Here is a 25,989-nt window from a genome sequence, read left to right on the forward strand (position 1 = left end):
GCTATTTTTTATTCTAGTTTTTCAGATGCTATTCGTTCTTGTTCTACTTTTTCGGCCAATCGTTTTTCGATGATAGGAGTGATTAAGGTTTTACGCGGATTTTGTTTTACAAAAGGATACAATTCCAAATCGTGTTTCATTTTGTCGTTTTTGTTTGGGTATTTGTTGGTTCCGAGTAATACTTCTTTACCTGAATCAAAAAGTTCTTGTTCTTTGGCTGCGCTTTCGCTTATTTTACGTTGGATGTTGCCTTCGATTAATTGCGTGATGAATCCGCCGTTGGCTTCAATGTCTTTGAACAATAAAAGCGCTTTTTCGGCTAATTGTTCGGTTAGGCTTTCGATGTAATAAGCACCGTCGGCCGGATTATTGACTTTATCAAAATAACTCTCGTGTTTCAAAACCAACAATTGATTGCGTGCAATTCGGTCGCCAAATTCGTTGTCTTTGTGGTACAAACTATCGTAAGGCAAATTGGCGATAGCATCAGCTCCACCTAAAATGGCACTCATGCATTCGGTTGTGGTGCGGAGCATGTTGACGTTGTAATCGTAAAGAGTTTTGTTGCGCTTGGTAGGTGTAGCAATGATATGACAGTCAAAATTGTGATTGTATTCTTTGGCTAAAGTGTTGAATAATAATCTTAAAGCACGTAGTTTGGCAATTTCAAAAAAGTAATTGGTTCCTACTGCGACTTCAATGGTTATGGGCGAATTAATGCTTGAAATACGATTAAAGTATTCGTTGACATGCGCCAAAGTGTAAGCAAGTTCTTGTACTTTATTGGCGCCAGCGTTTTGGTAGATACCAGAGGATATTTTTAAAAATGAAACTGATTTTGATGCAATAGAGTTCAGTTTTTCAAAATCGGAGTCGAGATTTTCAAACCAGTTGCCGTCGCTGCACAATTGTCCGATTGGATCGATTTGGAGGATGAAATTTGCCTTGTTTTTGTTGCTAAAATCATTCAGATGGTTTACGAAATCGATTGAAAGAAACGGCAAATGGAAGTAATACGTGGTACTTTCCAAAGGAAGGTCTTTCATCAATTCTTCAATAGATACCTCCTTATTTTCGATGGTAAAACGAATGCTTTCGGCGCCGCGTTGTAATGTGTCTAAAGCGCGTTCGTTTGATTTTTTGACGTCGTGTACAAAGATGTTTTGCACGATGCTAAAAGCCGTTTCAGATACGTTAGAACCTAAGTTAGCTTTGTCTTCGTCGTTGTGGTAAAAAGGTTTGACTTTAATGCCTTCTGGACTTTCCCAAACTAGGGTTTCGTTGTAGTCGGCGCCTTTGAGTTCGTACTGAATCTGTTGTTTCCATTGTTTGGAAGAAACGGGTTCAAATTCTGGGAATAAGTTGTTGTTTTCCACGGTGTTTTGGTTTTTGTTTTTAGAAGAAAGATCGCTTTGCTGTTAGACCGCTTCGCTGTAAGATCGCTTCGCTGCAAGACTGCTTCGCTGTGAGATCGCTTTGCTGAAAGACCGCTTTGCTGAAAGATTGCTTCGTTGAAAGAATAAGAAAATTGTGTCTTGCTTCTTGCAGCGCAGCGGTCTTTCTTCTTTATTCATTCATGCCTCTTACAAACTACTACAAGTTCTAAACTAGCCCCGATAGAAGCAAGTATCCTGACATTGCGTTACCGAGAGTTTCTAAATTATTACTTTTTTCTCGCAATGGCAGATACTGCGGATAGCGGGACAATTGGTCTAAAGAACGTACAACGAGTGCTACTGTAAATCGGCAATTGAATCTTTTTTGCGCAATTCGTCTTCTTCGTATTCGATGATGTAGATGTCTTCGCTGTCGCGTTTCATATAGTATTTTTCGCGGGCGTAGTGCTCAACATGATCGAGGTTTTGTAATTTTTTTATGTTTTGATTGTCTTTTTTGATTTCGTCTTGATAGTATTTTTTATTGGCTTCGAGTTCGTCGATTTGTTTATTCAAATCCTGATGAAGCAAGTAGGAAGTATTGTCTAAGAACAGCATCCAAATGATGAAAAAAACCAGCACAATAACGTATCGGTTGCTCAAGAATTTGAGGAACGGATATTGGGTGAAAAAGTTATTGAGCGGATTGGTCATTTTTTAGGCAATTCTTTGGTTGATTACGGCGCGTACTACATCGATGGCCACGGTATTGTATTTGTCGTTTGGAATGATGATGTCGGCAAATTCTTTGGTCGGTTCGATGAATTGTTGGTGCATCGGTTTTAGCGTGTTTTGATAGCGATTCAACACTTCTTCCATGTCGCGACCGCGTTCGGCAATATCGCGTTTTAAGCGTCGGATTAGGCGTTCATCGGAGTCAGCGTGAACGTAGATTTTAACGTCAAACATATCGCGAAGTTCAGCATTGGCAAGGATTAAAATTCCTTCTACAATCATTACTTTTCGCGGATGCGTGTGAATGGTATCGTCGGTTCGGTTGTGCGTTACAAACGAATACACGGGTTGGTCAATGGCTTTGCCGTTTTTTAAATCTTTCAGATGTTGAACGAGTAGTTCGAAGTCGATGGCACGTGGATGATCGAAGTTGATTTTGCTTCGTTCATCGTAGGACAAACCTGGATTGGCTTTGTAATAAGAGTCTTGTGAAATGATTCCTACTTCGGTTTCGGGTAATTCGTTCATGATTTGGTGCACAACGGTTGTTTTTCCTGAACCTGTTCCACCGGCAATTCCAATAATGAGCATAGTGTGTTGTTTGTAATTATGAGTGACAAAAATAGTAATTCTAATTCGAACTTTTTATGATAAAAAACAGTTTTATGGCGGTTTTCGGTTATTTTTTTAGGTCTTTGGCCAAACCGACACTGAAGTATAAAATGGTGATTCCAGCCACAATAATGCAAAGCCACATGAACCACGGTTGTTGCCAAAACGACGGTTGTTCGCTTACTTTTTTATCGCTGGTTTCTTGTTCGGTATTGGTCATTTTAATTTCACCTGCCACGTTTTTGATTTCATTTTCAAAATGAGCCAAATCGTAGGATGGAGCGAATAGTTTTTCATCTCCAGTGACAACAGTATATTCTTCATCTGGATTCAATTCGGCTAATAGAAACATTGGTTTTTGGTAGAGTTGAATCGATTCGATGTCGAGTGGCGCATTGTCGCCGTTGGCAATTTCGATGTACAATTCGCTGATTTTACCTGGAACAATATCAAATTCATCAGGACCTTTTGAGGAAAGAGTGAATTGCGCAATTGTTTCTTGATTAGTTATGGTTGAATTAGTTACTTTTTTGGTTTCTAAAGTGTAAATAGTAACCTCTCGATTGAACAAGGTAGGTTGTTTGACTTTAATCTTTATTTTTTCAATGCTTTGCGGCTGATTTAACACCACTTGATGCACCGTTTTCTTTTCTTTTGGCGATTGAGTGACAAAGCGATTTTTGGGTTGGATTTCTTCCCATTGATTCAGTTGAAAACTAGAATTGGTTGTGCCAATTTGAAGAACATTAACCGGTAGTGTTTTGGTGTCGTCAAAATCAATTTTGAGGAATTTATATTCGCACAAAGGGAAATCAATAGTTTGTGTCACTTGAGTCGAATTAGGATCATTCATATCAAATAATTCGATGCTATTGGCAATTCCGAACCATTGTTTTTGGTCGTTACTACCGCTAATGCTGATTTTTTTATTGGCGTCAGAATTGGCAATAATTAAAGTAAGTTCACTAATTTTTGGCTTCGGATTTTCAACAATAATTGACGAGGTTTTTTTAGCAACACTGCTTTTAGAAAGTATCGAAAAAGCTTCAAATTGATTGGTTTTTGTTTGTTGAGGTTGAATTTCGACTACATACGGAACTTCGTTTTTCTTGCTGTCGAAAATACGCAAATCACCCAAATTGATTTTGGAAGCCGAGCGAATTTCAGGTGAAACCCGAATGCGGTAGAAATTCTTTTCACCGACTTTTTCAAGTTGAGCTTTGGTTTGTTGTGCAAACGATAATTGCGTCAGCACAATCAGAAATAACAAACTATATCGTATCATTTTTTTCTTCTTTTTCAGTAGGTTTGGCATCATCTAAAACCAATACTTTGATTTTTTGGTATACGAATGAAATAATCAAAATGAGTATTCCCAATAAGATGAATGCGATTATTTTTCCGGTTTCAGAGGCATTCCGAATGTCGTACAAGAATAATTTCACTATGGTCAATCCCAATAAGGCAAGTGCGATGATTCGGACTTTTTTGTTCTGTTTTTTGATTCCGTAAATCAAAAACGCAAACGCAATAATTCCCCAAAGAATCGGATAGCCTGTGCGAACTACTAAATTTCTAACGGTTTCAGTGTTTTTGTAGGCAAGTACATCTTTTGCATTGGTGATGTCTTTGTAGTTTTGGTACGATTGACTTGACATCGCTTCATTTTGTGTTATTGGCGAAAGCGAAATCACTTCACTGTGCAGCATCAATTCGGTACTTGCCAAATAAATGATGAAAAAGGCCACAATCCACAACATGGATTTACTACTGAAGAATTCAAAAATCACGTTCTCTTTATTCATTTTATAGATTTGATAGCCAAAATAAATTACTATGGCTAATGATAAATAGTGCAGCCAAAATGATACTCTGTAGTGAACTACCGAATTTAGGTATTCGTAATTTTCGCTGAAAGGCGTATTTGAAAACCAAAATGTGAACAGAAAAATATTGAATAATCCAATGATGACAGCAATTTTATGATTGGTGACTTCGTTTGATTTAACAAGGAAATAAAACAGCACGCCACAAAATGTCAAATGATATAAAATAGTGAATCCGAAAGGAGAATCACTTCCGTATAAATTAGCCGTTGACTGATAGGAAACTTCAAACAATCCAACAAAATAGCCCACTACAATAGCAGTAATTTTGATGATTTTATCGTACACTTTTGGGTCCAATGTGCCACCCCACAACTCTGAAATTTCAGTTTCATTTTTAAGTAAATGACGGATGCCAACCAATGATAAAACAGCTACAATTCCGGTAATGAAAAACTTATTGAAAACAATCCAATACGTTTGTCCGTAGGCATAACTGTTTTTCCAATCAAGTAGTAAACTGATCAGCATCAAACCCGTTACGACCACCGATGCAAATTTGTAACTGCTGATGTTGGATTTTTGGGACAACCACAATAGTAAAACTGCTTCTGCTGACCAAAATAAAGTGATGTAATTGCCTTCAAACTGAACCGGAATGGCCAAGGTAATGAACGTTAAAGTCAAACCAATGAGCAAATACGCAGCGGTTTTGTCGAGGTGGAATTTTTTGGACAAAATGGCCGCATAACCAAAATTTAAAATCCCTAATAAAGTGGTGAATACTCCTTTAAATTCAGAATGATAATTCGACAAAATCACCATTCCAGCAGCGTAAAATAGGAGGGTATTGCTGACCAAAATTGAAAGTTCAATTGTAGTAAACGAACCTTTGTTTCGAACGTTGTTGATGATGTTCATAGCGATGAAAACCAAGTAAAACGCAAATCCAAACAGCAAAGCACCAAGGTAATGTGGTTTCAGAATGTAAACATCGGTAACCAACCAAGAACAGTACAGTACAACAGTAAAAACAAAAGCCAAAATATTCAGGATGTTCCACTTTTTGAAGTAAGCAATCGCCAGAATTCCAAGGTCGAGAATTAGAATATAAGTGAATAAAACGATGTAATTTCCTTCGCCTGTGCTGACCATAAACGGAACAGCAAATCCGCCAATGAGTGATAAAATTGCAAGTTCTTTTCTATTGTACGATAATGAAATGAAACAACTGAATCCGGTGATTAACACCATAATAATGAATGCAGTGGTCTGTCCGAAGAGCTTGTAATCGTGAAAGGCAATTCCGATGGTGAAGTAAAAAATAGCAATCGCGCCTGCGACAAAAACCGAACTAAATGCGGCGAATTTATCACGCAATTTGTGTGCTATTCCCAACACTAATGCTCCCGAAAGTATTCCGAGTCCAACGCGTGCCGGTTCACTAATCCAACCTTTATCAATCGAATATTTCACAAAATAACTGATTCCCAAAACCAAAATCAGAACACCAATTTTGTTGATGAGGTTTTCACCGATGAATTTCTCCAAATCAGGATTTTTCTCTTTGAAATTTTCCCACCACGATTTTTGTGGAACGTAAGGTTGTGGTTCAGGTCGAGGTTGTTGCGGTTGATCCATAGAGTAGACCACTTTTTCTTCTGCTTTCTCGATTGGTTTGGATACCGGAATTTCAACAACAGGTTTGAATTCTTCTCCAATTTCTATGACAGGGACATTCGGTTTTTCGGTTTTTATTTCAGGTTTCGGAACAGCATCAGGCGATTTTGAATCGGAAGAAACTGTGTTTTTCAACTTATTGACTTTCCGATTCAAAGCGGTAAGTTGGTCTTCCATGTTCCGTAATTTGGAACTCAAAGAGTTGTTGGTAACGACTAAATATATGAATAGAATTACTAGTAAAAGAATTTCCATAAGCGGTTTGAATAGTTTAGTTGGTAAATATAACGCATTTTCTTGAACTAAAATTGCTCAAAAACACCCAACCCAAAGAGTGCAAAATCATATTTAACGGGATCGTTTTTGTCTAATAATCGTAGTTGAGTGTCGAGTTCAGCCAAGGCTTTCCCATCGTTTTGTTTGCGAACAAGTAAACCCAATTTTCGAGCAACATTGCCTGAATGTACATCAAGCGGACACGATAGCGCAGCAGGTGAAATACTTTTCCAAATACCAAAATCAACGCCTTTGTTGTCGTTGCGCACCATCCAACGCAAGAACATGTTGATGCGTTTGGCTGCCGAATTGTTCATCGGGTCGGAAATGTGTTTTTGGGTTCGGCTTTGATGTTCGATTTCAAAAAATAACTTCTTAAATTCGGAGATGCTTTTTTGCATGGAATCATTTTCTTGGTTTTGAGCGAAAACAGTTTCCAATCCGCCATGGTTTTGATAAATATGTTGCAGACCTTTTACAAATCCGACCAAATCCAAGCCATTGAACGTGCGATGAACAAAATTCTCTAGCGATTCCAAATGATGTTCTTGGTGACTCATTATAAAATCGTAAGGTGAATTCCCCATCAAATCCATCATTTTTTGAGCGTTTTTAATGATCATTTTGCGGTTTCCCCAAGCGATGGTAGCCGAGAGAAATCCAGCTATTTCAATGTCTTCTTTTAATGAAAAGGAATGCGGAATCTGAATGGGATCGCTTTCGATAAATTTCGGATTGTTGTACAAATCTACTTTTTCATCGAGAAACGATTGAAGTTCGTTTTTAGTCATTGGGTAACCATTTTTTGGAATAAAATCCGTCTTTTAATTGAGTCGTTCGCAATTGCGGTACGTAATGAAAACGAGCGCCAAAATAATCAATTTGACGCACATTCACACACGGTAATTTTCCGTTGCCATTGGCCCAAAAGAAGACATAGTTTTCAGGTGAAAAGTAAGTGAGATTGCCATTTTTCACCGCATGAAAAGTGGTTTTTAATTTTGAATTGTGGTGCGGAAAAACGGTATTTCTTTTGGAGAATTTACTGTTGTCCATTATCAGTTGATTTTGAGTTAAATAGCTGTATTTGATAGGGAAGAAGAGCATGATGCAAACCAGAATTAGACTCAGATACAATCCGAAATGGATGAGTCGTTTCTTTTTCACAATAACAGTTGCTATTAAAAACCCGAAAAACAAATTAAAATGGATGAAGAATCGAAATTGAGGTGAAGTTGTAATTAAAACAATCAATTGTACTACCATTAGAACATACACGATCCAAAAAGCGCGTTGGTTGAACCATTTTTTGATGAAAAAAGGAAGCACTCCAATCATCACCACACTCAACACATTAAACCAACCGCTGATTTTATCCATCGAAATCCATCGGAAGCATTTTTCAGTAAATGAAAGCGAATGAAATTCCTCTTTGCTCAAGAAAAATCGATACAATCGCTGTTGATTGAAGTGGTAATCGGCTAACTCTATTGGAACTCTAAAATCGTAATTATGGAATGCTAAACTGGTTGTAGGAAATAATGGGTAACCTGTTAGGATGGTGTTTTTGGTTACGAAAAGCCCTAAAACCAAGAAACTCAATGTGAAACTTGGGAATAAATGAGAAGCTAATTTTTTATAGTTTACGACTAGTAAAATCAAAGGTAAAAGAAACATCAAAAACGAGGTTGGCTTGCAGTAAAACAGAAACAATACCAATACGACTATGGTTTTGAAAGATTCAGCAGAAATGGTAGTGTAATTTTCGATGAAATAGAAGAGAATAATAAAACTTACAACATACACCACGATGTCAGGCGATGGTGCGCTAATGAATTGAAAAAGCAAAACATTGGCCACTGGAAGCAATCCAATAATCAGATACAATTTATGGGTAGTTGTAAAATACGAATTGAGTTTTTGAACGGCAAATAGGTTTCCAAGAAGTAGGCAAAATCCGCTTAAATCATTGAAATTAGTATATAAGAAAGAGAAATTAAATGCACTTTGAGTAATATGCCAACCACTCGTTTGTCCGAAGAAAATATGTAAATTGGCTAAACCTTGTACAAAGCCGTACTCGTTTAACCATTTGATTGTTTGAATGTAATAGGTTTCGTTGTCGATAATGAACGGAACGGAAGCACATTGCGCCAAGATTAATAGAAAAACAAGTACTAAGTAGAGTTGCAAACTTTTTGATAATCTCAAAAAATCAGCGGTAAATGATTGATATACAGTATTTATTTCGGATTTAAATTTCAAATAAAGTAGTACGTTAACAACCAATAAAAAGAGGTGAAATTCCCAATGAATGCGGCCAAATACAGCCCAAAAACTGGCTAGAATAGTTGTTAAAAACAATCCTTTGAAAACCGTTATTACAATGTCATTGCTTGAATTTCTGGTAATTTGATTCAAGCCAACGCCCAAATTGACTGTGGTTGCAAGTATATAAATCCATGAAAGGAAAATCAGTAGCATACTATAAATTTCATCAAAGTTATTAAAAAAAGGCAATGTAGAGGTAAATAAGTTTTTTGATTTTAACAATTGTTTAATTGAAATGCTACTTTAGCTAAGATATGATTATTAAGAATGTTAATAAATTAAACATATTATTATAAAGTTAACAAAAAAACATTAAATTTATAACATCAAATTGGGGAGGAATACCTACAGAATACTTGTAATATGAGTGATATTAACAAGAACTTACTATACAATAACTTACATTTTGACTTATTGCTTAGGCTTTATAAGTCATCAAGTTATGATTTTTCTTCTTTGGAAAGCATCTATGAATTATTTACAGCCATTGCATGTGAAGGTTTGGATATAGATCGCGCAAGTTATTGGCGTATTGAAGGCGAACAATTAGTTTGTATTGATTTGTACGATCGAACTCAAAATGCCCATTTTAAAAATGATGTACTCAATTCGAATGAATTACCCGTTTATTTCTCCGCTTTAAAAGAAGGAATTGCCATTGTAGCGGATCACGTTTTGACCAACAAATACACTCAGGAATTGAAAGAAAATTACTTAATTCCGCTTGGCATTACTGATATGCTCGATATTCCGATTCGGGAAAACGGAAAGTTAGTAGGTGTTTTTTGCTGCGAACATCGGGATGATCCTAGAAAATGGTCGGAAACTGATTTGGGATTTGCGCGTTCGCTGTGTGATATTTTGGTGATAAAAATTCACCGATTCAAATGCCACCAACTCGAAAAAGTACTCATCGAAAACGAACGAAAATTAAGCCTAATTACTGACAATTCGAACGATGGTTTTTTGGTAGTTGAAAATCGATTCGTGTCTTACATTTCACCATCGTATTGCAAATTATTAGGATTTACTCAAGAAGAAGTGTATCAAATGGAAATGGGTGACATTTTCAATTATTTTCACAAAGACGATGCGCAACGAGTTCGAGAATTGATCTATTCCAATTTACTCAAAAGAGTCAAGTATTTTAGCTACGAATTTCGTTTCAAAGGAAAAAACGGCAAATACCATTGGCGCGAAGATTCGGCGAGTGTGATGTACGATGAAAATGGAAGTTACACCAAATATATAGTCGTTTCTCGAGATATTTCAGCACTTAAAAAAGCCGATGAAAAAGTAAAACGCTTGTATTCGTTATCCAAACGATTGAACGAAAAGTTACTCGATTTTACCCACATCATCTCCCATAATATTCGCTCAAACACCAGTAATATGTCGATGATTATTGATTTGATCGATGCTTCCACCGACGAAAAAGAAAAAGCAGAATACTTCGAATTGTTAAAAATCAGTAATAACAAATTATCCGAAACCATATTTCACCTGAATGAAACCATCAAAATTCGAATGGAAAACGAAAGTGATAAAGTTAAAATCAACGTCAAATCGTTTGTTGAAAACGCTTTAATCAGTATGAATGGTGTCATCAAAAACGAAAAAGTATCCATCGATATTGCTATTCCAGATGATCTAGAAATCACAACTATTCCGTCGTATTTTGACAGTATTATTCTGAATTTACTCACCAATGCCATCAAATACAAATCACCCAAACGAAGTCCGAAAATTGCAATTAAAGCAGAAAAAATCAGCAATAAATTACAGTTGACTTTTACGGATAACGGAATCGGGATTGACTTAGCCAAGAATAAAAACAAAATTTTTGGTATGTATAAAACCTTTCACAACAATCCGGATGCAACTGGACTCGGACTTTTTATGACTAAAAATCACATCGAAGTTTTGGGCGGAACCATTGGTGTTGAAAGCGAAGTAGACATAGGTACCACTTTTAAAATACAATTAGGATGAAACAGCACTACTCAACCTTTATTATTGACGATGATCCTATTTTTGTTTTATTATTCAAAAAAATCATCGAAAAATCAGAACGGTTCAATCGCGTGCAAAATTTTCCAGACGGACAATATGCAATGGATGAATTAATCAAAATGAACGAGCAAGGCAACGGAATGCCCGATATTATTTTTTTGGATTTGAACATGCCCAATATTGACGGTTGGCAGTTTTTAGACGCCATACAAAAACAGTCGTTCATCAATAAATTGAACATTTATATTGTAAGTTCGTCAATTGATAATCACGAAATAGAACGAGCCAAACAATACAAATGCGTTAAGAATTTCATTTCAAAACCGATTTCGCTCGATTTCTTTGAAGAATACGATTTGTGGAATTAACTGCTAATCAAACCATCTACCATCACCAACTTGCGGTCGGCCATGTTGGCTAAATCTTGATTGTGCGTTACAATTACAAATGTTTGTCCAAACTCTTCTCTTAGTTTAAAAAACAAATGATGCAAATTTTCGGCCGAAGCAGTATCTAAATTTCCCGAAGGTTCATCGGCAAAAATTACAGCTGGTTTATTAATCAAAGCTCTTGCCACAGCCACACGTTGTTGTTCTCCACCCGAAAGTTCGCTTGGTTTGTGATCCATTCGATGTTCTAAACCTAAGTAGCTTAATAATCGTTTGGCTTCAATTTCAGTCGCTTTTTTGTCTTTTTTTCCAATAAAAGCGGGAATGCACACATTTTCTAAAGCAGTAAATTCAGGCAATAAATTGTGGAATTGAAAAATAAAACCCAAGTGTTGATTTCGAAAAGTAGATAAACTTTTATCGTTCATCTGAATGACATTTTGACCGTTAATCTGTAATGAAGTTCCGTTTTCAACAGAAGGATTGTCTAACGTTCCTAAGATTTGAAGTAAGGTAGTTTTTCCGGCTCCAGAAGCACCCACAATCGACACAATTTCACCTTTTTGAATGTGTAAATCAACTCCTTTTAATACGTGTAATTGGTCGTAATACTTGTGAATGTTTTTCGCCTGAATCATTTCAAAATCTTTTTTACAAAGAAACAAAGTATTTACCAATTTACCCAAGTATCAATTTTTTTTATCGTTGAATAACTTATAAATTAAAGTTAAAGAAAATTTTTTGTTTAATTTATTTGTAAATTTGTTGAACAAAATAATTTAAATCAGCACTGCCATGAACACACTGTTAGAAAAAGAAATTTACGAATTGATTGGCGATAATCATCAAATGACATCGGCCGACACACCTTTACGTCCTGATGCATTTGAGAAATCTGATGCTGATAAAATGACTGCCATCGAACACCATTTTCATCAAATTATGGAAGAAATGGGATTGGACATGACCGACGACAGTTTGAGAGGAACGCCACACCGCGTGGCCAAAATGTTCATCCAAGAAATATTCTCAGGATTGAATCCAGCGAATAAGCCCAAAATATCGGTTTTTGACAACAGCTACCACTATGACAAAATGTTAGTGGAAGCCAACATCAGTTTCAATTCGACTTGCGAACACCATTTTCTACCTATCATCGGGAAAGCACATATTGGTTATGTTTCAAGCGGAAAAGTAATTGGTTTGTCAAAATTAAACCGTATCGTCGATTATTTTTCGCGTCGTCCGCAAGTACAAGAGCGCTTGATCATGCAGATTTTCAACGAACTCAAAACGGTTCTTGAAACGGATAATGTAATTGTAGTGATGGAAGCCACGCATTTATGTGTTTCAAGTCGCGGAATCAAAGACGAGTCGAGCTATACTTCAACCATTCAGTACGGCGGAATTTTCAATGAAAAAGAAAACCGAAACGATTTCTTCAATTTGATTAAACAGGAGAAATAGTTGGGCGTGCCCCAGTTGAACAGTACATTCTTGCTATGAAAAAATTTGGTTAAGTTCAACTGGGTCGCGCTTTCGGCACTCGCTTCCCGATTGCCATCGGGAGAGCTCAAACAATGCCTCAATCGCTCACGCGACCGAGTAGTAAGTTTGGCATTAGTTTTGCATAATCACTTTCAGAATTTTTAATTAGATTGAAAATGACAGAAAATGTGCAAGTGAGTCAACCTCGCGATTTTGCTTCCAACAAAACCAGAGATTTAATTTTAAGTATCATCTTAGATTTGTTTGGTTATGCTACCTATGCCATTCCAATTTTAGGTGAATTTGGCGATATAGTTTGGGCACCAATTGCAGGTTATTTAATGACTCGAATTTATAAAGGTTACGCCGGAAAAATAGGAGGTATTTTTGCTTTTATTGAAGAAGCGATTCCGTTTACCGACTTCATTCCATCATTTACCATCATGTGGGCGTACACGTACCTCTTCAAAAAAGGAAAATAAGTACTAAGCCAATCGGAAACGGTTGGCTTTTTTAGTTGATTCAATTGACTTAAACTACTTCTTATTCACCACAGATTCAAAGATTAGAAACGATATAAAATCTGTGAATCTGAGGCAAAATTTCATAGATTAAGATGCAATTTAACTTTCACCTTTAGTTTTAAACAATTTGTCGAAAAAATCAGCAATAAATCCCAATTTCATACTCCGAAGCATTTTCTTTTCAAACGCCCAAAAGAATTCAAATTGCCCGAATATAAATCCGAAAGTCACCAAAAGAACTTGGTATATAGGGAAGATTAAAATGATGTAAAGTGGCCAATACATCCAACCTGAAGTTTCATTTCGAACAATTCCGAATAACGATAAAACGGGTTTGGACAAATACGCTGCAGTAGAACCTGTTATAGCAAACACCACCAAAATGACAAAAACTTGCCAATTGGATTTGATGTTCCAGCGTTTTTTAAATGTACTCATAATCAATTATTGACTACAAATTTAGTAAATTAAATTCGCGGTACAAATCCACCGAGCCGTTGATTGTATTTGAGTTGGAAATAAACAAAATAATTATAGAGTAAATAGTTTACTTCATAGCCATAATCAATATTCGGATCGTAGTCAATTTGCATCATGTACAAGTCAGAACCAAAATGCATTGGTTGCCTTGCTCGCATGTTCCATTCATATACATACACTTGATTGCGTTGCTCTAAAAATACTTCCGAATAAAATCCGCGTGGTCGTGCCTGACTGTATAAAAAGGTGTTGAAACCAGGATCAATAATGATTACTTCGTATTCTTCTTCTTCGTTGGCAATACGAACAGTATCTGAAACTTTTGTGGGTGTTTCAGGTGCGGCATTCACCACTTTATTGGTTGGTTTACAACTCAATAGTAGGCAAATTAGTACAATGAATGATACACAGTATTTCATAATCAATACTTTCTTCAAAGTTACTAATTTTCAGCAGATTGAGAATCGATTTTATAGAACTTTAACATAAAAAAATCACCTCAATTGAGATGATTTTTATGAAAAATAGTAAAGTACTCATCAAAATTGTTCTGTTGTTAGAATAATTTGATTACTCGGATAACTCACTTCTCCATCGTCTTCAGCAGTAATCATTATTTTTGATGGTTTAAAGGAAGATACCGTTTTAAACGAAGCGTCCAATTTTGATGACATTCTTGACGATGAACTTTCAATCTGCCCCAGGTTTTTGTAATTTCGTTCGCTAGTTTGCAACCAAACTACATACGTTTTTCTTGGCGGATTCAATCGTTCTACTTCGGCCAAATTCTTGATGTCGATTTTTATCGTGTAATTTTCATTGTTGTCTTTATCGATTACAACGTTTCCTCGAGCTGCCGGAACTACCGACGAGTTTAAAAAACTTACTTTTTTAGAACACGATGAGAAAATAAGCATCATGGCAATGATAAAAATAAAAAGTAAGGTGTTTTTATGCGCCTTTTTGATGTTTAGCGTTTTCATTATTTTACATCTTTAGTAACAATGTCTTTAGCGTCATCCCACAGACCATTCGATTTTTTGGTGAAATCGGTGATGACTTCTTCTAATTTTTCCTTGGCTGCATCGGTGTAGCCTTTTCTTTTATTGAGGATTTTTTCTCTGGTTTTCGAACCTTTGTGAGGTGCAAATAATATTCCTAATAATGCTCCAGCGGCTATTCCGCCTAAAACTCCAACTGCGACTCTGTTTGTTTTCATAATCTTATTATTTATTTGTTTTTAAATTTTTCTTCCTTGGATGATTCTAAAAAGCACTGCTACTACTGCAATTACCAATAGTAAATGGATGAGTGAGCTGGCTCCGTAAGCGAAATAGCCTACAGCCCAAAGTACCACTAGAATTACTGCGATTGTGTAAAGTAAATTGTTCATATTGATTATTTTTAAAGTTATTTTTATTCAATTGAAACGAAACTTGTCGCGTTATTTTAGCGTTAAAGAACGTATAAGTTGTTTCATATAATATTCTATTTCCCACTTTTACAAGACTTTAATTGTGTGAGACGAAACCAAAAGCTTGAAAATCAAAAGCTATTCAAAGTTCAAGCTGTATTTCACATCAATAAGCGACTTCGTGTTCGCCTTTTCCTAAAAGCAGTGCGTTTTTATTTTCAATTGGTGTTGGCACAACATCGTCCATAGTCATCCGCGCCATCAAATAACTTACGGTTGATTCTGCACCTTGATTGAGATTGACATTATGACTTTCCAAGCCGTCGTAACTTCCACCAGTACAAGGATTGTATACAATTTGATTCAAATGATTGTTTCCTAAAAACCAGTTGAAAGCAATTTGCATTTTCAAATCATAACCTTGATTGGGAAATGCTTCATTGAATTTTTTCAATGCTAATATGGTGTACGCCACATCAATAGGTTGTTCGCCACCCAATTGTTTCAAATTACTTTTTTCTCCATTGTGCAACCAACTCGTATTCGAAATAATTTTTATCGAGTTTTCGTTGAATGTTTTAGATAATAAAAAGTCGAACGAAGTCTTGGCAATTTCTTTGTACATTTTATCATTGGTAGTCAACCAAGCACAAAGCATGGCTTCGGGAATGATACTGTTTCCATAGGTCAAATAACTTTCAAACCACTTCCAGTTTTTGTCGGTTTCATGAAGGTACATTTGCACCAATCGATCAGCCAATTTAGTAATGAAAATTTCGTTTCTTCTCGAGTTTTGTTTGCTATTTCTGTAATACAATCCTTTGATAATAAACGACATTGAGCGTGTAGAGTGGATTTCCAGCATATTGAGTAAACTGGTTTGAAAAATCAAATCGGCTTCGTGCAAAAGTGAATCGGGTAGTTTTGAATCAATCGAAAGCAAGTAACCCAAAGCCCAAATGGCTCTTCCATTAGCATCATTTAAATTGGTTTCATTATTTTGCGGTGTAAACTCCTTGGCTTCATCCACATAATTCAAGAAAAAGCCATTGTATTGGAAGCAATATTGGATGAAATTGAAGTAAATTGAAATGTATTCTACCGCTTCAGCATCATTTGTGGCTTCGTAATACTGACACATGGCAACCAAGGCACGTGCGTTATCGTCTAAAGTATAACCCGAACTCAAATCAGGTTGGTTGATTTTAGAGAATTGAATCATACCAAATTGAGTGGTCATTTTTTTGATGTGATTCAAATTAACAGGTGGAACCGCGTACTCCAATTGAATTTGATTCTTGCTGATTTTTTCAAACAATAATCCGTGTGCTAAAGCCGCATTTTCCCAAGCTGTTGCCGACATGGTGTGTAACGCATTCAAACTGCAATTCAAACGCAATTCGTCGTTGTTTAACAAATCTGTCACTGCATGTGCCAATTGAACTGAGTCTCCAAAGTCTATGGTAATTCCGCACTCATTATTCAGTACTTCTTTGGCATGTGGAATCGGTGTTGAAATGATCGGACAACCGCAACTCAACGCATACGAAAAAGTGCCACTCACTGCTTGATTCGGATCTTTGGATGTAAAAAGATAGACATCAGTCAGTTGCAAATATTCTAATAAATCAGGCAAAGGCAGAAATGAATTTACAAATCGAACATTATTTTCTAAATGCAGTTCTACCACTTTATTTTCGAGGTAATTGCGGTAGTTTTCACCTTCATTTTTCACCACTGTTGGATGTGTTTTTCCCATAATCAAAAAGATGACTTCATGGTTTTTGGCCACAATTTCGGGTAATGCATTCAAAGTAGTTTCAATGCTTTTTCCGGAACTTAACAAGCCAAAAGTAGACAGTACTTTTCTGCCCGAAAGTTGGTATTTGTTTTTCAAATCTTCTTTATTATCGTGCGAAACCAAATGTGTTCCGTGGGCAATTACTGTGATTTTTTTCGAATCAATAGCGTAATCTTCCATCAGTATTTTTGCCGATGATTTGGTCATGACAATAATGGATGCTACTGAATCAGCGATTTCTTGAATGTGCAGTTGAAGCGCTTCAGTAGGATTGGGTAAAACGGTGTGAAATGCTATGATCACAGGCTTTGTTACGTCGTTTATCAATTGAACCAACTCGGCTTCTTTGGTTTTAAATAATCCAAATTCGTGTTGAATGACTACCAATTTGATGTTCGAATTGGAGTTAATGTTTTCTGTAATCGAAGAAAATGAACCTGCGCAATCAATATTCAATTTTGGTTTTGAAGTGGTTCCGTAAACATGATTTTCGTTTTCATTCTCAAGCGGACAAATTTTAATCTTAAACGAATGATTGAATTTTGATTTCAATGCTTTGAGTAAGTCTTGTGAGTAAGTTGCAATTCCGCATTCTCTTGGTGGATACGAAGCAATGAACACAATTTCAGGAGTTGAATTATTTTCTACAGATGCAACTTCTTTTTTTTGATTGTTTTTTCGATGTTTGAAAGTCGATGATATTTGGTTTTTTGTAAGCATGATCGTGTATTTTAAATAGTTGTGTTTGAAAGCAATTCGTTTATCAATTCAGATAAACTGACTGATGCTGTAGCAATTCGCTCGTCGGCAGCACCATAATAAATGTATAAAGTGTCGTCAAAAAGTGATGTTCCAGTTGGAAAACAAACGTTATTGACTTCGCCTTTTAATTCCCAAGAAAGCTCAGGAAAGAACAGTGGATAAGGCAAACGTGCAATTTCTTTTTGTGGGTTTTTCAAATCCAATAAAGCGGCACATGCCGAATACACATATCCTTTTATGGTATCGTGTACGCCGTGGTAAATCAGCAGCCAACCTTCTTTGGTTTCGATTGGAGGACAACCGCCGCCAATGTAATTGACTTCGTGGTCGTACTTTGGCGAAAGCACAATGTGCTGGTCTAAATTCTGAAAATAATCGCTCCAAAAATCGTGGTTGAGTTCTTTCAAATCAGTCACCTGAACCATAATTTGAATGTCGGGTTTGATGCGGTGTAAAAAACACAATTTCCCATCAATTTTTCTGGGAAAAAAGATGACATTTTTATCCCACAAATACACTTCTTCACCATGGTATTCAATCGCACGATTGTGTTCGTTATAGCGAATGTACTTGGTGTTTAACTGACAATTGGGATTAGAAAGTTCGATGAATTCTTCGTACGTGATTTTCGGTACTATTAATCCTTGCTTTTCAAAATGATCCAAATCGGTTGATAACGCTAACGCACCCAATGCATTGATGCCATCGTAGGCTGTATAAGTCAAGTAAAAAACACCTTCAATTTGAACGATTCGCGGATCTTCTAATCCTTGTGATTCGTAGTCAAATTCGGGACTAAGCAAAGGTTCTTCCATCCGACTTTCAACTGTCAATGCATCGCTTAAAACACAATATCCAATGGTTGAAAAATTGCCTTTGCTTACGGCTCGATAAAAAAGATGCACTTTGTTGCCAATTTGCATGGCGGCAGGATTTAGTACTCCTTCGTTTTCAAAAGTGAGATCGGTTTTGCCCAAAAGAACTCCGTGTTTAACGACTTTAATCATGATTTTTTAATTAAATGTCGGTAGTACGATTTCGTTCTTCTCTTTTTTCGTTTTTGGCGGCTCTTTTCTCCTTTAAATTTTTAATTGGTGACTTTTTACCTGTTTTTTCTTTGTTGGATTTTTCTTTTGACATTGTACTTTTTTTTATGGATTTCTATAGTAAAGTTCGTTATAAACTGCCATAAAAATGTTGTACAATTCTTTATGTGATTTGTAAAATTATTTCTTTAGTTAATTGTAAAACAAGGAATTATTCTGGTTGTTCCTTCTCGTGTTGCAAGGCCAATTCGGTGTATTCTTTAGAAAGTACATTTATTTCGTGTTCGGTTTTGGTTTCTGCATTAATTACGTTATTTTTTGCAGGTTCATGAGAAGCCACTAACTCATTAATTTTTAGATGTAATGATGCCGTAAAATGGTTGAATGACTTTTGAATGATGAACAAACTCAAAAAGGTCAAACCGTGTAGAATATCTCTTGAACTTTCGTGGAATGATTGTTTAAAGAAATCGTCGTTGAATGTCCACAACAGAACAGCAATAAAGGCAATAAAAAAGGCAATAGAATTGCCTAAAATAAAGGTTGCAAAATTGGATAATTTTTCAAAAATTCGTTCTGAATGATGGTAAATTTTTATCATAATTTTAATTTTTTTAGTACAAAAAAGCCCCACTGATCAACCAGCAGAGCTTTTTCTAAAAGTGTTTATTTAGTTTATTCCAAGAGCTATATAGTTTTGAGGCAAAGCATTTTGGAACTAAATTAGAGCACTTTATTTGGTTAAATGTGAGCGTAATAACCAAGCCATTTTTTCGTGAGTTTCTAAAACACTGGTAAGAAAATCAGATGTTCCTACATCATGGTTTTCGTCGGCAATTTTGGTAATAATTTCTCTTAGGTAAATGATAATCATTTCGTGATCGCCTAGCAAAGCAGTTATGAATCCTTGACTGTCGTTTTTTTGATTCGAGGCTTCAGTAAGTTGAGTTAAACTCAAGAAATTTTTCAAAGTTGCCACGCTGAAATGACCTAGTGACCGAACCCGTTCGGCAATTGAATCAATAAGTTCGTCTAAAAGTTCGAATTGCAATTCAAAAAATTTATGAACGGCGTAAAAATCTTCGCCAACCAAATTCCAATGTGCATTTCTAGTTTTGGTGTACAACACGTATTCATCTGCCAAAAGAACGTTCAACTTGGTTGCCACAATTTCTAGATTTTTTTCTGAGATGCCAATATTTGGATTCCTATTTTTCATACTAATTGGTGTTTTTCTTTTTCGAACAAAAGCAATTGAAGGGAAATGGATTCAAGGTATTCAATAAAATCTTTCTTAGTATTGTCAACTTTTTCATTCGAGAGAAATAAAGGAGTTTCTAATAAATTTTGATAGTATTCAGGAAATTCTTCCTCTATTTTTCCCGTGATATTGACGATGGCAAAATTGATTTTAGTGACACTTTTCATTAGTCTTCGTAACCGCTTTTAATGATGGTTAGGATCATTTTAAATCGTCCGTTTGGGTTAATTTTATTGGTTTTGTGCGCCGGAATTATAATGGATTGCCCAGTTACTAATTTGATGGCATTTCCTTCAATTACAATTTCTGCCTGACCTTCAATAATTTGAGCATACGTATCAAAGGGAGAAATTTTTTCGGTTAATCCTTCGCCACTATCAAACGAAATCACACTAATGTTTCCTGTTGATTTCTTCAAAATGGTTTTGATCACTACCGAGTTCGGCACGTACTCAATAATTTCTACTGTAATTAATCCAACCGCTTTTTCTACTTCTTGATATTCCATGTTATTTTTTTGTTTTTTTAAATGAATAATGAGAAGTAAAATACCGTTTGAAAGTGTACAACAAACGGTATTCTATTGAACTACAATTTTGAAAATGATGCAATAAATTTGCGCAATTCCGCTTGAGTTTTGCCTTAGTTATTAGGAATCATCCTTTTGTAAACTGTAATTATCTCTAAATTTTTAGCTCTTGACGAATTTTGGAAATGAAGTAAAATAGTTTCTAACAAATGCATTTACCTGATTTTCAGTCATTTTATCGGTTTGTACTACTTCGACTTGTACATTGTTCAGCAAATGATCCGTTTTAATAATGTTGAACAATTCTGATTTTGCATCAGTCGGACCAAACAGTACAACAGAGTCGTATTTTCGGATGACTTTTACTAATTTTTTATAGTATTGCTCCATCAAATGCTGTTCTTTAGAATACATTGATTTTTCGTTATGGTGAGCAATAGTATTTTTATCAAAATTGGATTCTATCGTTTTTACTTCAAAAGGCTCACTTTTAAGTTCCATTAAATGGGCAGAATTGTGGTCAATCCAAACGGCAATTTTTGTAGCTTCCTTCATGATAACTTTTTTAAAGAAGTTTATAGTGGTACAACTTCTTAACAAAGGTCGGGTGCTAATGACCAAAATCGATTATACAATTGCCTATCCTAATTGTATAATTCACATATTTTCCAGACTGTTACGTCTTTTGTTTTTAAGTTGTTTGAAGTACGTAGGAGTAAGACCAGTTACTTTTTTGAATTGGTTGGACAGATGCGCAACACTGCTGTAGTTCATCAAATAAGAAATCTCAGTCAGATTGAGTTCGTCGTAAATCAACAATTCTTTAACTCGTTCTATTTTATTGGCAATGGTGTAATGCTCGATGGTAATTCCTTTAACTTCAGAAAAAGTATTGGCTAAATAAGTATAATCGTATCCCAATTTTTCACTTAAGTAGTCAGAGAAATTTACTTTTGGAACTGCATCAGAGTAGTGAACCAACTCTATTATCACGTTTTTGATGCGCTCAATCAAAATGGATTTTTTGTCGTCCATAAGTTCTAAACCCGATTTTAATAAAGCGACACGAAGTTTTTCCAGTTGAATAGGAGTGATGTCTTCGAGGATTTCAACCATTCCTAAATCGACCACAATATAATGAATACCGAGGTTTTTCAGCTCTTCTTTCACTAGCATTTTGCAGCGAAGACTGACCATGTATTTTATATATAGTTTCATTAGAAATAAGTTTGAGAACAGACTGTTCACTCTCTGAATCGATTTCTAAAAAGAGTACATTATTCAAAGGTAGTTAAACAAAAGCCAAAAAAGAGTGATATATATCATTATTATAAGGATAAAAAAAATCACCTCGATTGAGGTGATTTTTTTTTAATATGAATATGGTGTGTATTTTATTTCTTTCCAAAGAGTTTTCCGAAGAGTCCGCCTAAAAATCCGCCGCTCTTTCCAGAACCTTCATTTCCGCCACTTACAGCAGAGATTACTTCGCTAATTCCCACTTGACCGTCGCCGTCTTTATCCAAACCAAGCATTCCGCCGTATTTAGAAACTGCGTCCATCAAGCCGCCACTAGAAGCTCCGTTTCCACCCGAAATCGCTCCAATCACATCCGAAATTTGAATTCCGGGATTGTTAGGATCTTTGGCACCACCAATAAGTGAACCCAAAACTTTCGGAATCAAACTTCCCGCAACACCCGATGAGGCTTCGCTACTCAATCCGAATTTTTCACCTAAACTTCCGCTCAATTGCTCCGTAATCATGCTAACCACTGGGTTGGATGCATCGCCAGCATTATTGCCTTCGAATAATTTCCCTATCATTTCAGCTCCGCCTTCTTGCGCAGCTATATTTTTTAAACTGTCTAAAATAGAACCACTTGCGTGTTCCATTACCGCTTCGTTTTGTTCGTTGGGAACGGCAGGATTATTCACCACTGCATCGCCTCCAAATTGTTGTACTAGTTGAGTTAATTGTTCGAACATGTCTTTTGTTTTAAATGGTTATTAATCAAATGTATCAATTATTAACCTATCAAAAAAGAAAATCAGTTTATTTTTCAGTTTTTAATAAGCTGATGATCTGCTCTGCTAATTCCGTGCCAATTCGGTCTTGAGCTTCCAAAGTGGCTGCTCCGATATGCGGAGTTAGCGATACTCTTGGGTGCATTAAAATTTGAATTTCCGGAGTAGGTTCGTTTTCAAAAACATCCAAACCAGCAAAAAGAATTTTTTCACTCTCCAAAGCTTCTACTAAAGCAACCTCATTGATTACGCCTCCACGAGCACAATTGACAATTCCAACGTTGTCTTTCATTAACGCAATTTCTTCTTTATCAATCACGTAACCTTCTTGAGCTGGAACGTGAAGTGTAATGAAATCAGAATGTTTGAACAAGTCTTCTAAAGGTTCGGTTACCATATCCACATTAATGAATTGACCGTTGTAAAAATCAACACGAATAACAGCTTCATTCACGTATTTATCGGCAGCGATAACTTTCATTCCCAATCCTAACGCCATTTTGGCAACGGCTTGGCCAATGCGACCAAAACCTATGATTCCCAATGTTTTTCCGCGTAATTCAATTCCGTTGGCATAGGCTTTTTTCAAACCTTCAAAATTAGTATCGCCTTCCAAAGGCATATTTCGGTTGGAATCGTGTAGAAAGCGAACACCAGTAAACAAATGAGCAAATACCAATTCGGCCACACTTTCTGACGAAGATGCTGGCGTATTGATGACGTGTTTACCATTCGCTCTAGCGTATTCCACATCAATATTGTCCATTCCAACACCACCGCGACCGATGATTTTTAAACCTGGACACGCATCAATAATGTCTTTTCTAACTTTGGTTGCGCTTCGAACTAAAAGTACCGAAACGTCATTCGTATTAATAAAATTAGCAACTTGCTCTTGCGCTACTTTGGTGGTAATTACTTCAAATCCGCCTTTTTCTAATGCTTTGATTCCGCTTTTAGAAATTCCGTCGTTGGCTAATACTTTCATTTTTTTAATTGTATAATGTATGTTGTATAATGTATATTGCTTTCTGCCTTCTCAAATCTGTAGTCTAAATTTAATTATTCTGCTAACTGCGACTGAACACTGAATACTTCTTCTAGTTTTTGCATCACGTCTACCAAAACTTGTACACTTTCTAAAGGTAAAGCGTTGTACATCGAAGCTCTGTAACCACCAACCGAACGATGACCTGCTAAACCAGAAATTCCGGCTTCTTTCCACATTTTATCAAATGTTTCTTGGTGTTCTGGGTTTTCCAATAAAAAAGTAGCGTTCATGATGCTTCTGTCTTCTTTGGCAGCTGTTCCTTTGAATAATGGGTTTCTGTCGATTTCAGTATACAGTAAATTGGCTTTAGCTTCGTTGATTTTTTCGATAGCTGGAATTCCACCTAAATTTTTCAACCATTGAAGCGTTAATAATGACGCATACACCGGGAAAACCGCTGGTGTATTGTACATACTTTCAGCTTTGATGTGTTTTTCATAATCGAGCATACTCGGAATCGTTCTACCTGATTTTCCGAGAATTTCTTCTTTGACAACCACTAAGGTGGTTCCGGCTGGACCCATATTTTTCTGTGCTCCGGCGTAAATCAAATCAAATTTAGAAAAATCCAAAGTGCGTGAAAAAATATCCGAACTCATATCGCAAACCACAGGAACATTGGTTTCTGGGAATGATTTCATTTGAGTTCCAAAAATGGTATTGTTGCTAGTACAGTGGAAATAACTTGCATCAGTTGGAATGGAATAGTCTTTTGGGATGAAATTGTAATTCTGCTCTTTAGAAGAAGCTACTACAACCGTTTCTCCAAAATGTTTGGCTTCTTTGATGGCATTGTTGGCCCAAGTTCCGGTGTCTAAATACGCCGCTTTTCCATCCATTTTCATCAAATTATATGGAACCATTAAAAACTCCAAACTAGCGCCACCTTGTAAAAACAATGCCTGATATCCTTTTCCTTCCAAACCTAAAAGTTCTAAAACCAAAGCTCGAGCTTCGTCCATCACTGCCACAAAATCTTTGCTGCGGTGCGAAATCTCCAAAATGGATAAATCAGAGTTGTTAAAATTTAAAATAGCCTGAGCTGATTTTTCAAAAACTTCTTGTGGTAAAATACATGGTCCCGCGCTGTAGTTGTGTTTTTTCATGTTGTGCTAGATTTTATTCAGTATATGAAATGAGTTTTATTTTCCAAAAAATTACGATGCAAATTTCGGAAATAGGTTACGAAAAAGTGATTAGAATATGGCAATAATTGACCTATGTTATTAACGAAATCGTTTTAGTTTATAAGATTTATTGCGAATAATTTAACGTTAACTTTAGATAGAAATCAAAAATGCTAAAGTATCTACATTGTCAGCATAATCCCAAAGTTGTGGTTTTTGCGTTTGTCCAAACGGAATGCTATTTGGAATTAATCCGTTAGAAACAATGCATTGAATTTGGTCAGCGTCGTTTTGAAGTTGAACGGTAATGTCTTCAATACTATCATAATATTCGTAGAAAACAGAAGAAATAGGTGAGGCGTAACTCGAATCTTCTTTAAGTGTTAGAAATTCGTTGTCCAATAATTTGAAGTTACTCATTAAAAATACGGCTTTGTTGTAATCGTAATTATTAGAGTATTTTTCGTAGAAGATAACGTCTTTGTATTCGTAAATCGCCTGAAAAAAAGGTTGAAAATCGTAGTCTTTAGGAACAAAAAGTTTCGAAACATTACGGCATCCCAAACCAAAATAGCGGAAAATGTCTTCGCCCAAGTTAACCAAATCGTCGTGTGATTCTTTTCCGTTTAAAACGGCAACTGAATTTCTGTTTTTGCGAATGATACTCGGTTTGTCTTTGAAATAATATTCAAAATAACGCGCAGTATTGTTGCTTCCTGTGGCGATTACGGCATCAAAGTGTTCTAATTTTCCTTCTGTAAAATGGATGAAATCAGCCAATCGTTCATCAACAGAAATTAAGTATTTGGCGAGAAATGGTACTAGTTTTTGGTCGTTAGAAGATGTTTTTACAATCGCTTTGTGACCCGAAATCAAAACCGAAAGAAAATCGTGAAAACCAACGAGCGGGATGTTTCCGGCTAAAATTAACCCGATTGTTTTGGGTTGCACATTCGAAAAATCATAATTGGACAACCAATGATTTATATTTTCTTCTTTTAATGCTTCAGCCCAAGACTGAACGGCAAAAAAGACTTGTTCTGGAGTAAACCAACCGTTGTGCGATTGGGAAAGTTCAATTAAAGCTAGAAATTCATCATAAAACAAATCGTTATGTAAAACCGCTTCGTTTTTAGTGGAATTATCCAAAGAAAATTGACTTAAAAAGGTTCCCAATTGAACAAAACAATTTTTTTTGTCGATTTGTAACATAAGTAGCTTGTTTATGAAAGGTTTTGATT

The 25,989-nt window shown here is 35.9% G+C and carries 30 protein-coding genes; 4 read left to right on the forward strand and 26 right to left on the reverse strand.

All coding sequences use genetic code 11. From position 1 onward, the window contains the following. Positions 1–8: 8 nt before the first annotated feature. The 7 genes from VK161_RS08015 to VK161_RS08045 form a co-directional block, all read right to left on the reverse strand. On the reverse strand, positions 9–1,376 hold the full coding sequence (locus tag VK161_RS08015) for a methylmalonyl-CoA mutase subunit beta (RefSeq protein ID WP_324214253.1): 1,368 nt from the start codon (positions 1,374–1,376) through the stop codon (positions 9–11). Positions 1,377–1,733: 357 nt separating this feature from the next. Next, positions 1,734–2,090: an FtsB family cell division protein gene (locus VK161_RS08020; protein ID WP_324214254.1), complete on the reverse strand. Its 357-nt coding sequence runs from the start codon at positions 2,088–2,090 to the stop codon at positions 1,734–1,736. 3 nt (positions 2,091–2,093) lie between these two features. Then, positions 2,094–2,702, reverse strand: coding sequence for a uridine kinase (udk, locus tag VK161_RS08025; RefSeq protein WP_324214255.1), 609 nt, complete (start codon positions 2,700–2,702; stop codon positions 2,094–2,096). Between the two features lie 88 nt (positions 2,703–2,790). Further along, positions 2,791–4,008: a hypothetical protein gene (locus tag VK161_RS08030; RefSeq protein ID WP_324214256.1), complete on the reverse strand. Its 1,218-nt coding sequence runs from the start codon at positions 4,006–4,008 to the stop codon at positions 2,791–2,793. Beyond that, entirely contained in the window at positions 3,995–6,406 is a 2,412-nt protein-coding gene (locus VK161_RS08035) for a DUF2339 domain-containing protein (RefSeq protein WP_324214257.1), read from the reverse strand. Before VK161_RS08035 ends, VK161_RS08030 begins: the two co-directional genes overlap by 14 nt. Before the next feature lie 125 nt (positions 6,407–6,531). Beyond that, the gene (locus VK161_RS08040) at positions 6,532–7,296 is read right to left on the reverse strand and encodes a TIGR02757 family protein (RefSeq protein WP_324214258.1); all 765 of its coding nucleotides are present in this window, start codon (positions 7,294–7,296) and stop codon (positions 6,532–6,534) included. Continuing rightward, positions 7,289–8,989, reverse strand: a complete 1,701-nt coding sequence (locus VK161_RS08045; RefSeq protein ID WP_324214259.1) for an LIC_10190 family membrane protein — start codon at positions 8,987–8,989, stop codon at positions 7,289–7,291. Before VK161_RS08045 ends, VK161_RS08040 begins: the two co-directional genes overlap by 8 nt. Positions 8,990–9,199: 210 nt before the next feature. On the opposite strand from VK161_RS08045, the gene VK161_RS08050 reads away from it, so the two are divergent. Next, positions 9,200–10,828: a PAS domain S-box protein gene (locus tag VK161_RS08050; RefSeq protein WP_324214260.1), complete on the forward strand. Its 1,629-nt coding sequence runs from the start codon at positions 9,200–9,202 to the stop codon at positions 10,826–10,828. Then, a complete protein-coding gene (locus VK161_RS08055; RefSeq protein WP_324214261.1) occupies positions 10,825–11,217 on the forward strand; it encodes a response regulator in 393 nt (130 codons plus the stop codon). The genes VK161_RS08050 and VK161_RS08055 overlap by 4 nt, the downstream gene beginning before the upstream one ends. Here the strand turns inward: VK161_RS08055 and VK161_RS08060 are convergent. Beyond that, on the reverse strand, positions 11,214–11,876 hold the full coding sequence (locus VK161_RS08060) for an ABC transporter ATP-binding protein (protein ID WP_324214262.1): 663 nt from the start codon (positions 11,874–11,876) through the stop codon (positions 11,214–11,216). The two genes, VK161_RS08055 and VK161_RS08060, sit on opposite strands and share 4 nt — an antisense overlap. Positions 11,877–12,033: 157 nt before the next feature. Between VK161_RS08060 and folE the strand changes: the two genes are divergently transcribed. Together folE and VK161_RS08070 are read left to right on the forward strand one after the other, a co-directional pair. Further along, complete coding sequence (folE, locus tag VK161_RS08065) at positions 12,034–12,705, forward strand: GTP cyclohydrolase I FolE (RefSeq protein WP_324214263.1); 672 nt, start codon at positions 12,034–12,036, stop codon at positions 12,703–12,705. A 197-nt stretch (positions 12,706–12,902) separates the two neighbouring features. After that, on the forward strand, positions 12,903–13,208 hold the full coding sequence (locus VK161_RS08070; RefSeq protein WP_324214264.1) for a hypothetical protein: 306 nt from the start codon (positions 12,903–12,905) through the stop codon (positions 13,206–13,208). A 141-nt stretch (positions 13,209–13,349) separates the two neighbouring features. On the opposite strand, the gene VK161_RS08075 is transcribed toward VK161_RS08070, so the two are convergent. From VK161_RS08075 to VK161_RS08160, 18 genes are all read right to left on the reverse strand, one after another. After that, entirely contained in the window at positions 13,350–13,688 is a 339-nt protein-coding gene (locus VK161_RS08075) for a DUF6787 family protein (protein ID WP_324214265.1), read from the reverse strand. Between the two features lie 29 nt (positions 13,689–13,717). Beyond that, positions 13,718–14,149, reverse strand: a complete 432-nt coding sequence (locus tag VK161_RS08080) for a DUF6146 family protein (RefSeq protein WP_324214266.1) — start codon at positions 14,147–14,149, stop codon at positions 13,718–13,720. Between the two features lie 120 nt (positions 14,150–14,269). Further along, entirely contained in the window at positions 14,270–14,713 is a 444-nt protein-coding gene (locus tag VK161_RS08085; protein WP_324214267.1) for a hypothetical protein, read from the reverse strand. Further along, positions 14,713–14,949, reverse strand: coding sequence for a YtxH domain-containing protein (locus VK161_RS08090; RefSeq protein WP_324214268.1), 237 nt, complete (start codon positions 14,947–14,949; stop codon positions 14,713–14,715). The genes VK161_RS08085 and VK161_RS08090 overlap by 1 nt, the downstream gene beginning before the upstream one ends. A 21-nt stretch (positions 14,950–14,970) precedes the next feature. Further along, the gene (locus VK161_RS08095; protein WP_324214269.1) at positions 14,971–15,123 is read right to left on the reverse strand and encodes a lmo0937 family membrane protein; all 153 of its coding nucleotides are present in this window, start codon (positions 15,121–15,123) and stop codon (positions 14,971–14,973) included. A gap of 187 nt (positions 15,124–15,310) precedes the next feature. After that, complete coding sequence (locus VK161_RS08100; RefSeq protein ID WP_324214270.1) at positions 15,311–17,665, reverse strand: glycosyltransferase; 2,355 nt, start codon at positions 17,663–17,665, stop codon at positions 15,311–15,313. Positions 17,666–17,676: 11 nt separating this feature from the next. After that, on the reverse strand, positions 17,677–18,714 hold the full coding sequence (locus VK161_RS08105; protein WP_324214271.1) for a pesticidal protein Cry7Aa: 1,038 nt from the start codon (positions 18,712–18,714) through the stop codon (positions 17,677–17,679). Positions 18,715–18,724: 10 nt separating this feature from the next. Further along, positions 18,725–18,847, reverse strand: coding sequence for a hypothetical protein (locus VK161_RS08110; protein ID WP_324214272.1), 123 nt, complete (start codon positions 18,845–18,847; stop codon positions 18,725–18,727). Between the two features lie 117 nt (positions 18,848–18,964). Continuing rightward, positions 18,965–19,354 (reverse strand): low affinity iron permease family protein, encoded by a 390-nt coding sequence (locus VK161_RS08115; protein WP_324214273.1) that lies wholly within the window; start codon positions 19,352–19,354, stop codon positions 18,965–18,967. A gap of 132 nt (positions 19,355–19,486) precedes the next feature. Next, on the reverse strand, positions 19,487–19,972 hold the full coding sequence (locus tag VK161_RS08120) for a DNA starvation/stationary phase protection protein (RefSeq protein WP_324214274.1): 486 nt from the start codon (positions 19,970–19,972) through the stop codon (positions 19,487–19,489). Further along, positions 19,969–20,181 carry a hypothetical protein gene (locus VK161_RS08125; protein WP_324214275.1) on the reverse strand — a complete coding sequence of 71 codons (213 nt, stop codon included), beginning with the start codon at positions 20,179–20,181 and terminating at the stop codon, positions 19,969–19,971. Before VK161_RS08125 ends, VK161_RS08120 begins: the two co-directional genes overlap by 4 nt. Further along, entirely contained in the window at positions 20,181–20,522 is a 342-nt protein-coding gene (locus VK161_RS08130) for a cupin domain-containing protein (RefSeq protein WP_324214276.1), read from the reverse strand. The genes VK161_RS08125 and VK161_RS08130 overlap by 1 nt, the downstream gene beginning before the upstream one ends. Positions 20,523–20,705: 183 nt before the next feature. After that, positions 20,706–21,098, reverse strand: coding sequence for a hypothetical protein (locus VK161_RS08135; RefSeq protein WP_324214277.1), 393 nt, complete (start codon positions 21,096–21,098; stop codon positions 20,706–20,708). Between the two features lie 102 nt (positions 21,099–21,200). Beyond that, on the reverse strand, positions 21,201–21,761 hold the full coding sequence (locus VK161_RS08140) for an AraC family transcriptional regulator (RefSeq protein WP_324214278.1): 561 nt from the start codon (positions 21,759–21,761) through the stop codon (positions 21,201–21,203). Between the two features lie 176 nt (positions 21,762–21,937). Next, positions 21,938–22,531 (reverse strand): hypothetical protein, encoded by a 594-nt coding sequence (locus VK161_RS08145; RefSeq protein WP_324214279.1) that lies wholly within the window; start codon positions 22,529–22,531, stop codon positions 21,938–21,940. A gap of 67 nt (positions 22,532–22,598) precedes the next feature. Next, positions 22,599–23,558, reverse strand: coding sequence for a D-2-hydroxyacid dehydrogenase (locus VK161_RS08150; RefSeq protein WP_324214280.1), 960 nt, complete (start codon positions 23,556–23,558; stop codon positions 22,599–22,601). 74 nt (positions 23,559–23,632) lie between these two features. Further along, the gene (gene serC / locus VK161_RS08155; RefSeq protein ID WP_324214281.1) at positions 23,633–24,727 is read right to left on the reverse strand and encodes a 3-phosphoserine/phosphohydroxythreonine transaminase; all 1,095 of its coding nucleotides are present in this window, start codon (positions 24,725–24,727) and stop codon (positions 23,633–23,635) included. Between the two features lie 174 nt (positions 24,728–24,901). Continuing rightward, the gene (locus tag VK161_RS08160) at positions 24,902–25,960 is read right to left on the reverse strand and encodes an acyl-CoA reductase (protein ID WP_324214282.1); all 1,059 of its coding nucleotides are present in this window, start codon (positions 25,958–25,960) and stop codon (positions 24,902–24,904) included. Positions 25,961–25,989 lie beyond the last annotated feature (29 nt).

This window comes from Flavobacterium sp. (assembly GCF_035299245.1).
Classification (GTDB): domain Bacteria; phylum Bacteroidota; class Bacteroidia; order Flavobacteriales; family Flavobacteriaceae; genus Flavobacterium.

Bases quoted from the DNA above. Each gene is read 5' to 3' on its own strand.
- VK161_RS08020 (WP_324214254.1), bottom strand. From the start codon at position 2,090: ATGACCAATCCGCTCAATAACTTTTTCACCCAATATCCGTTCCTCAAA.
- udk (WP_324214255.1), bottom strand. From the start codon at position 2,702: ATGCTCATTATTGGAATTGCCGGTGGAACAGGTTCAGGAAAAACAACC.
- VK161_RS08030 (WP_324214256.1), bottom strand. From the start codon at position 4,008: ATGATACGATATAGTTTGTTATTTCTGATTGTGCTGACGCAATTATCG.
- VK161_RS08035 (WP_324214257.1), bottom strand. From the start codon at position 6,406: ATGGAAGACCAACTTACCGCTTTGAATCGGAAAGTCAATAAGTTGAAA.
- VK161_RS08040 (WP_324214258.1), bottom strand. From the start codon at position 7,296: ATGACTAAAAACGAACTTCAATCGTTTCTCGATGAAAAAGTAGATTTG.
- VK161_RS08045 (WP_324214259.1), bottom strand. From the start codon at position 8,989: ATGCTACTGATTTTCCTTTCATGGATTTATATACTTGCAACCACAGTC.
- VK161_RS08050 (WP_324214260.1), top strand. From the start codon at position 9,200: ATGAGTGATATTAACAAGAACTTACTATACAATAACTTACATTTTGAC.
- VK161_RS08055 (WP_324214261.1), top strand. From the start codon at position 10,825: ATGAAACAGCACTACTCAACCTTTATTATTGACGATGATCCTATTTTT.
- VK161_RS08060 (WP_324214262.1), bottom strand. From the start codon at position 11,876: ATGATTCAGGCGAAAAACATTCACAAGTATTACGACCAATTACACGTA.
- folE (WP_324214263.1), top strand. From the start codon at position 12,034: ATGAACACACTGTTAGAAAAAGAAATTTACGAATTGATTGGCGATAAT.
- VK161_RS08070 (WP_324214264.1), top strand. From the start codon at position 12,903: ATGACAGAAAATGTGCAAGTGAGTCAACCTCGCGATTTTGCTTCCAAC.
- VK161_RS08075 (WP_324214265.1), bottom strand. From the start codon at position 13,688: ATGAGTACATTTAAAAAACGCTGGAACATCAAATCCAATTGGCAAGTT.
- VK161_RS08080 (WP_324214266.1), bottom strand. From the start codon at position 14,149: ATGAAATACTGTGTATCATTCATTGTACTAATTTGCCTACTATTGAGT.
- VK161_RS08085 (WP_324214267.1), bottom strand. From the start codon at position 14,713: ATGAAAACGCTAAACATCAAAAAGGCGCATAAAAACACCTTACTTTTT.
- VK161_RS08090 (WP_324214268.1), bottom strand. From the start codon at position 14,949: ATGAAAACAAACAGAGTCGCAGTTGGAGTTTTAGGCGGAATAGCCGCT.
- VK161_RS08095 (WP_324214269.1), bottom strand. From the start codon at position 15,123: ATGAACAATTTACTTTACACAATCGCAGTAATTCTAGTGGTACTTTGG.
- VK161_RS08100 (WP_324214270.1), bottom strand. From the start codon at position 17,665: ATGCTTACAAAAAACCAAATATCATCGACTTTCAAACATCGAAAAAAC.
- VK161_RS08105 (WP_324214271.1), bottom strand. From the start codon at position 18,714: ATGATTAAAGTCGTTAAACACGGAGTTCTTTTGGGCAAAACCGATCTC.
- VK161_RS08110 (WP_324214272.1), bottom strand. From the start codon at position 18,847: ATGTCAAAAGAAAAATCCAACAAAGAAAAAACAGGTAAAAAGTCACCA.
- VK161_RS08115 (WP_324214273.1), bottom strand. From the start codon at position 19,354: ATGATAAAAATTTACCATCATTCAGAACGAATTTTTGAAAAATTATCC.
- VK161_RS08120 (WP_324214274.1), bottom strand. From the start codon at position 19,972: ATGAAAAATAGGAATCCAAATATTGGCATCTCAGAAAAAAATCTAGAA.
- VK161_RS08125 (WP_324214275.1), bottom strand. From the start codon at position 20,181: ATGAAAAGTGTCACTAAAATCAATTTTGCCATCGTCAATATCACGGGA.
- VK161_RS08130 (WP_324214276.1), bottom strand. From the start codon at position 20,522: ATGGAATATCAAGAAGTAGAAAAAGCGGTTGGATTAATTACAGTAGAA.
- VK161_RS08135 (WP_324214277.1), bottom strand. From the start codon at position 21,098: ATGAAGGAAGCTACAAAAATTGCCGTTTGGATTGACCACAATTCTGCC.
- VK161_RS08140 (WP_324214278.1), bottom strand. From the start codon at position 21,761: ATGAAACTATATATAAAATACATGGTCAGTCTTCGCTGCAAAATGCTA.
- VK161_RS08145 (WP_324214279.1), bottom strand. From the start codon at position 22,531: ATGTTCGAACAATTAACTCAACTAGTACAACAATTTGGAGGCGATGCA.
- VK161_RS08150 (WP_324214280.1), bottom strand. From the start codon at position 23,558: ATGAAAGTATTAGCCAACGACGGAATTTCTAAAAGCGGAATCAAAGCA.
- serC (WP_324214281.1), bottom strand. From the start codon at position 24,727: ATGAAAAAACACAACTACAGCGCGGGACCATGTATTTTACCACAAGAA.
- VK161_RS08160 (WP_324214282.1), bottom strand. From the start codon at position 25,960: ATGTTACAAATCGACAAAAAAAATTGTTTTGTTCAATTGGGAACCTTT.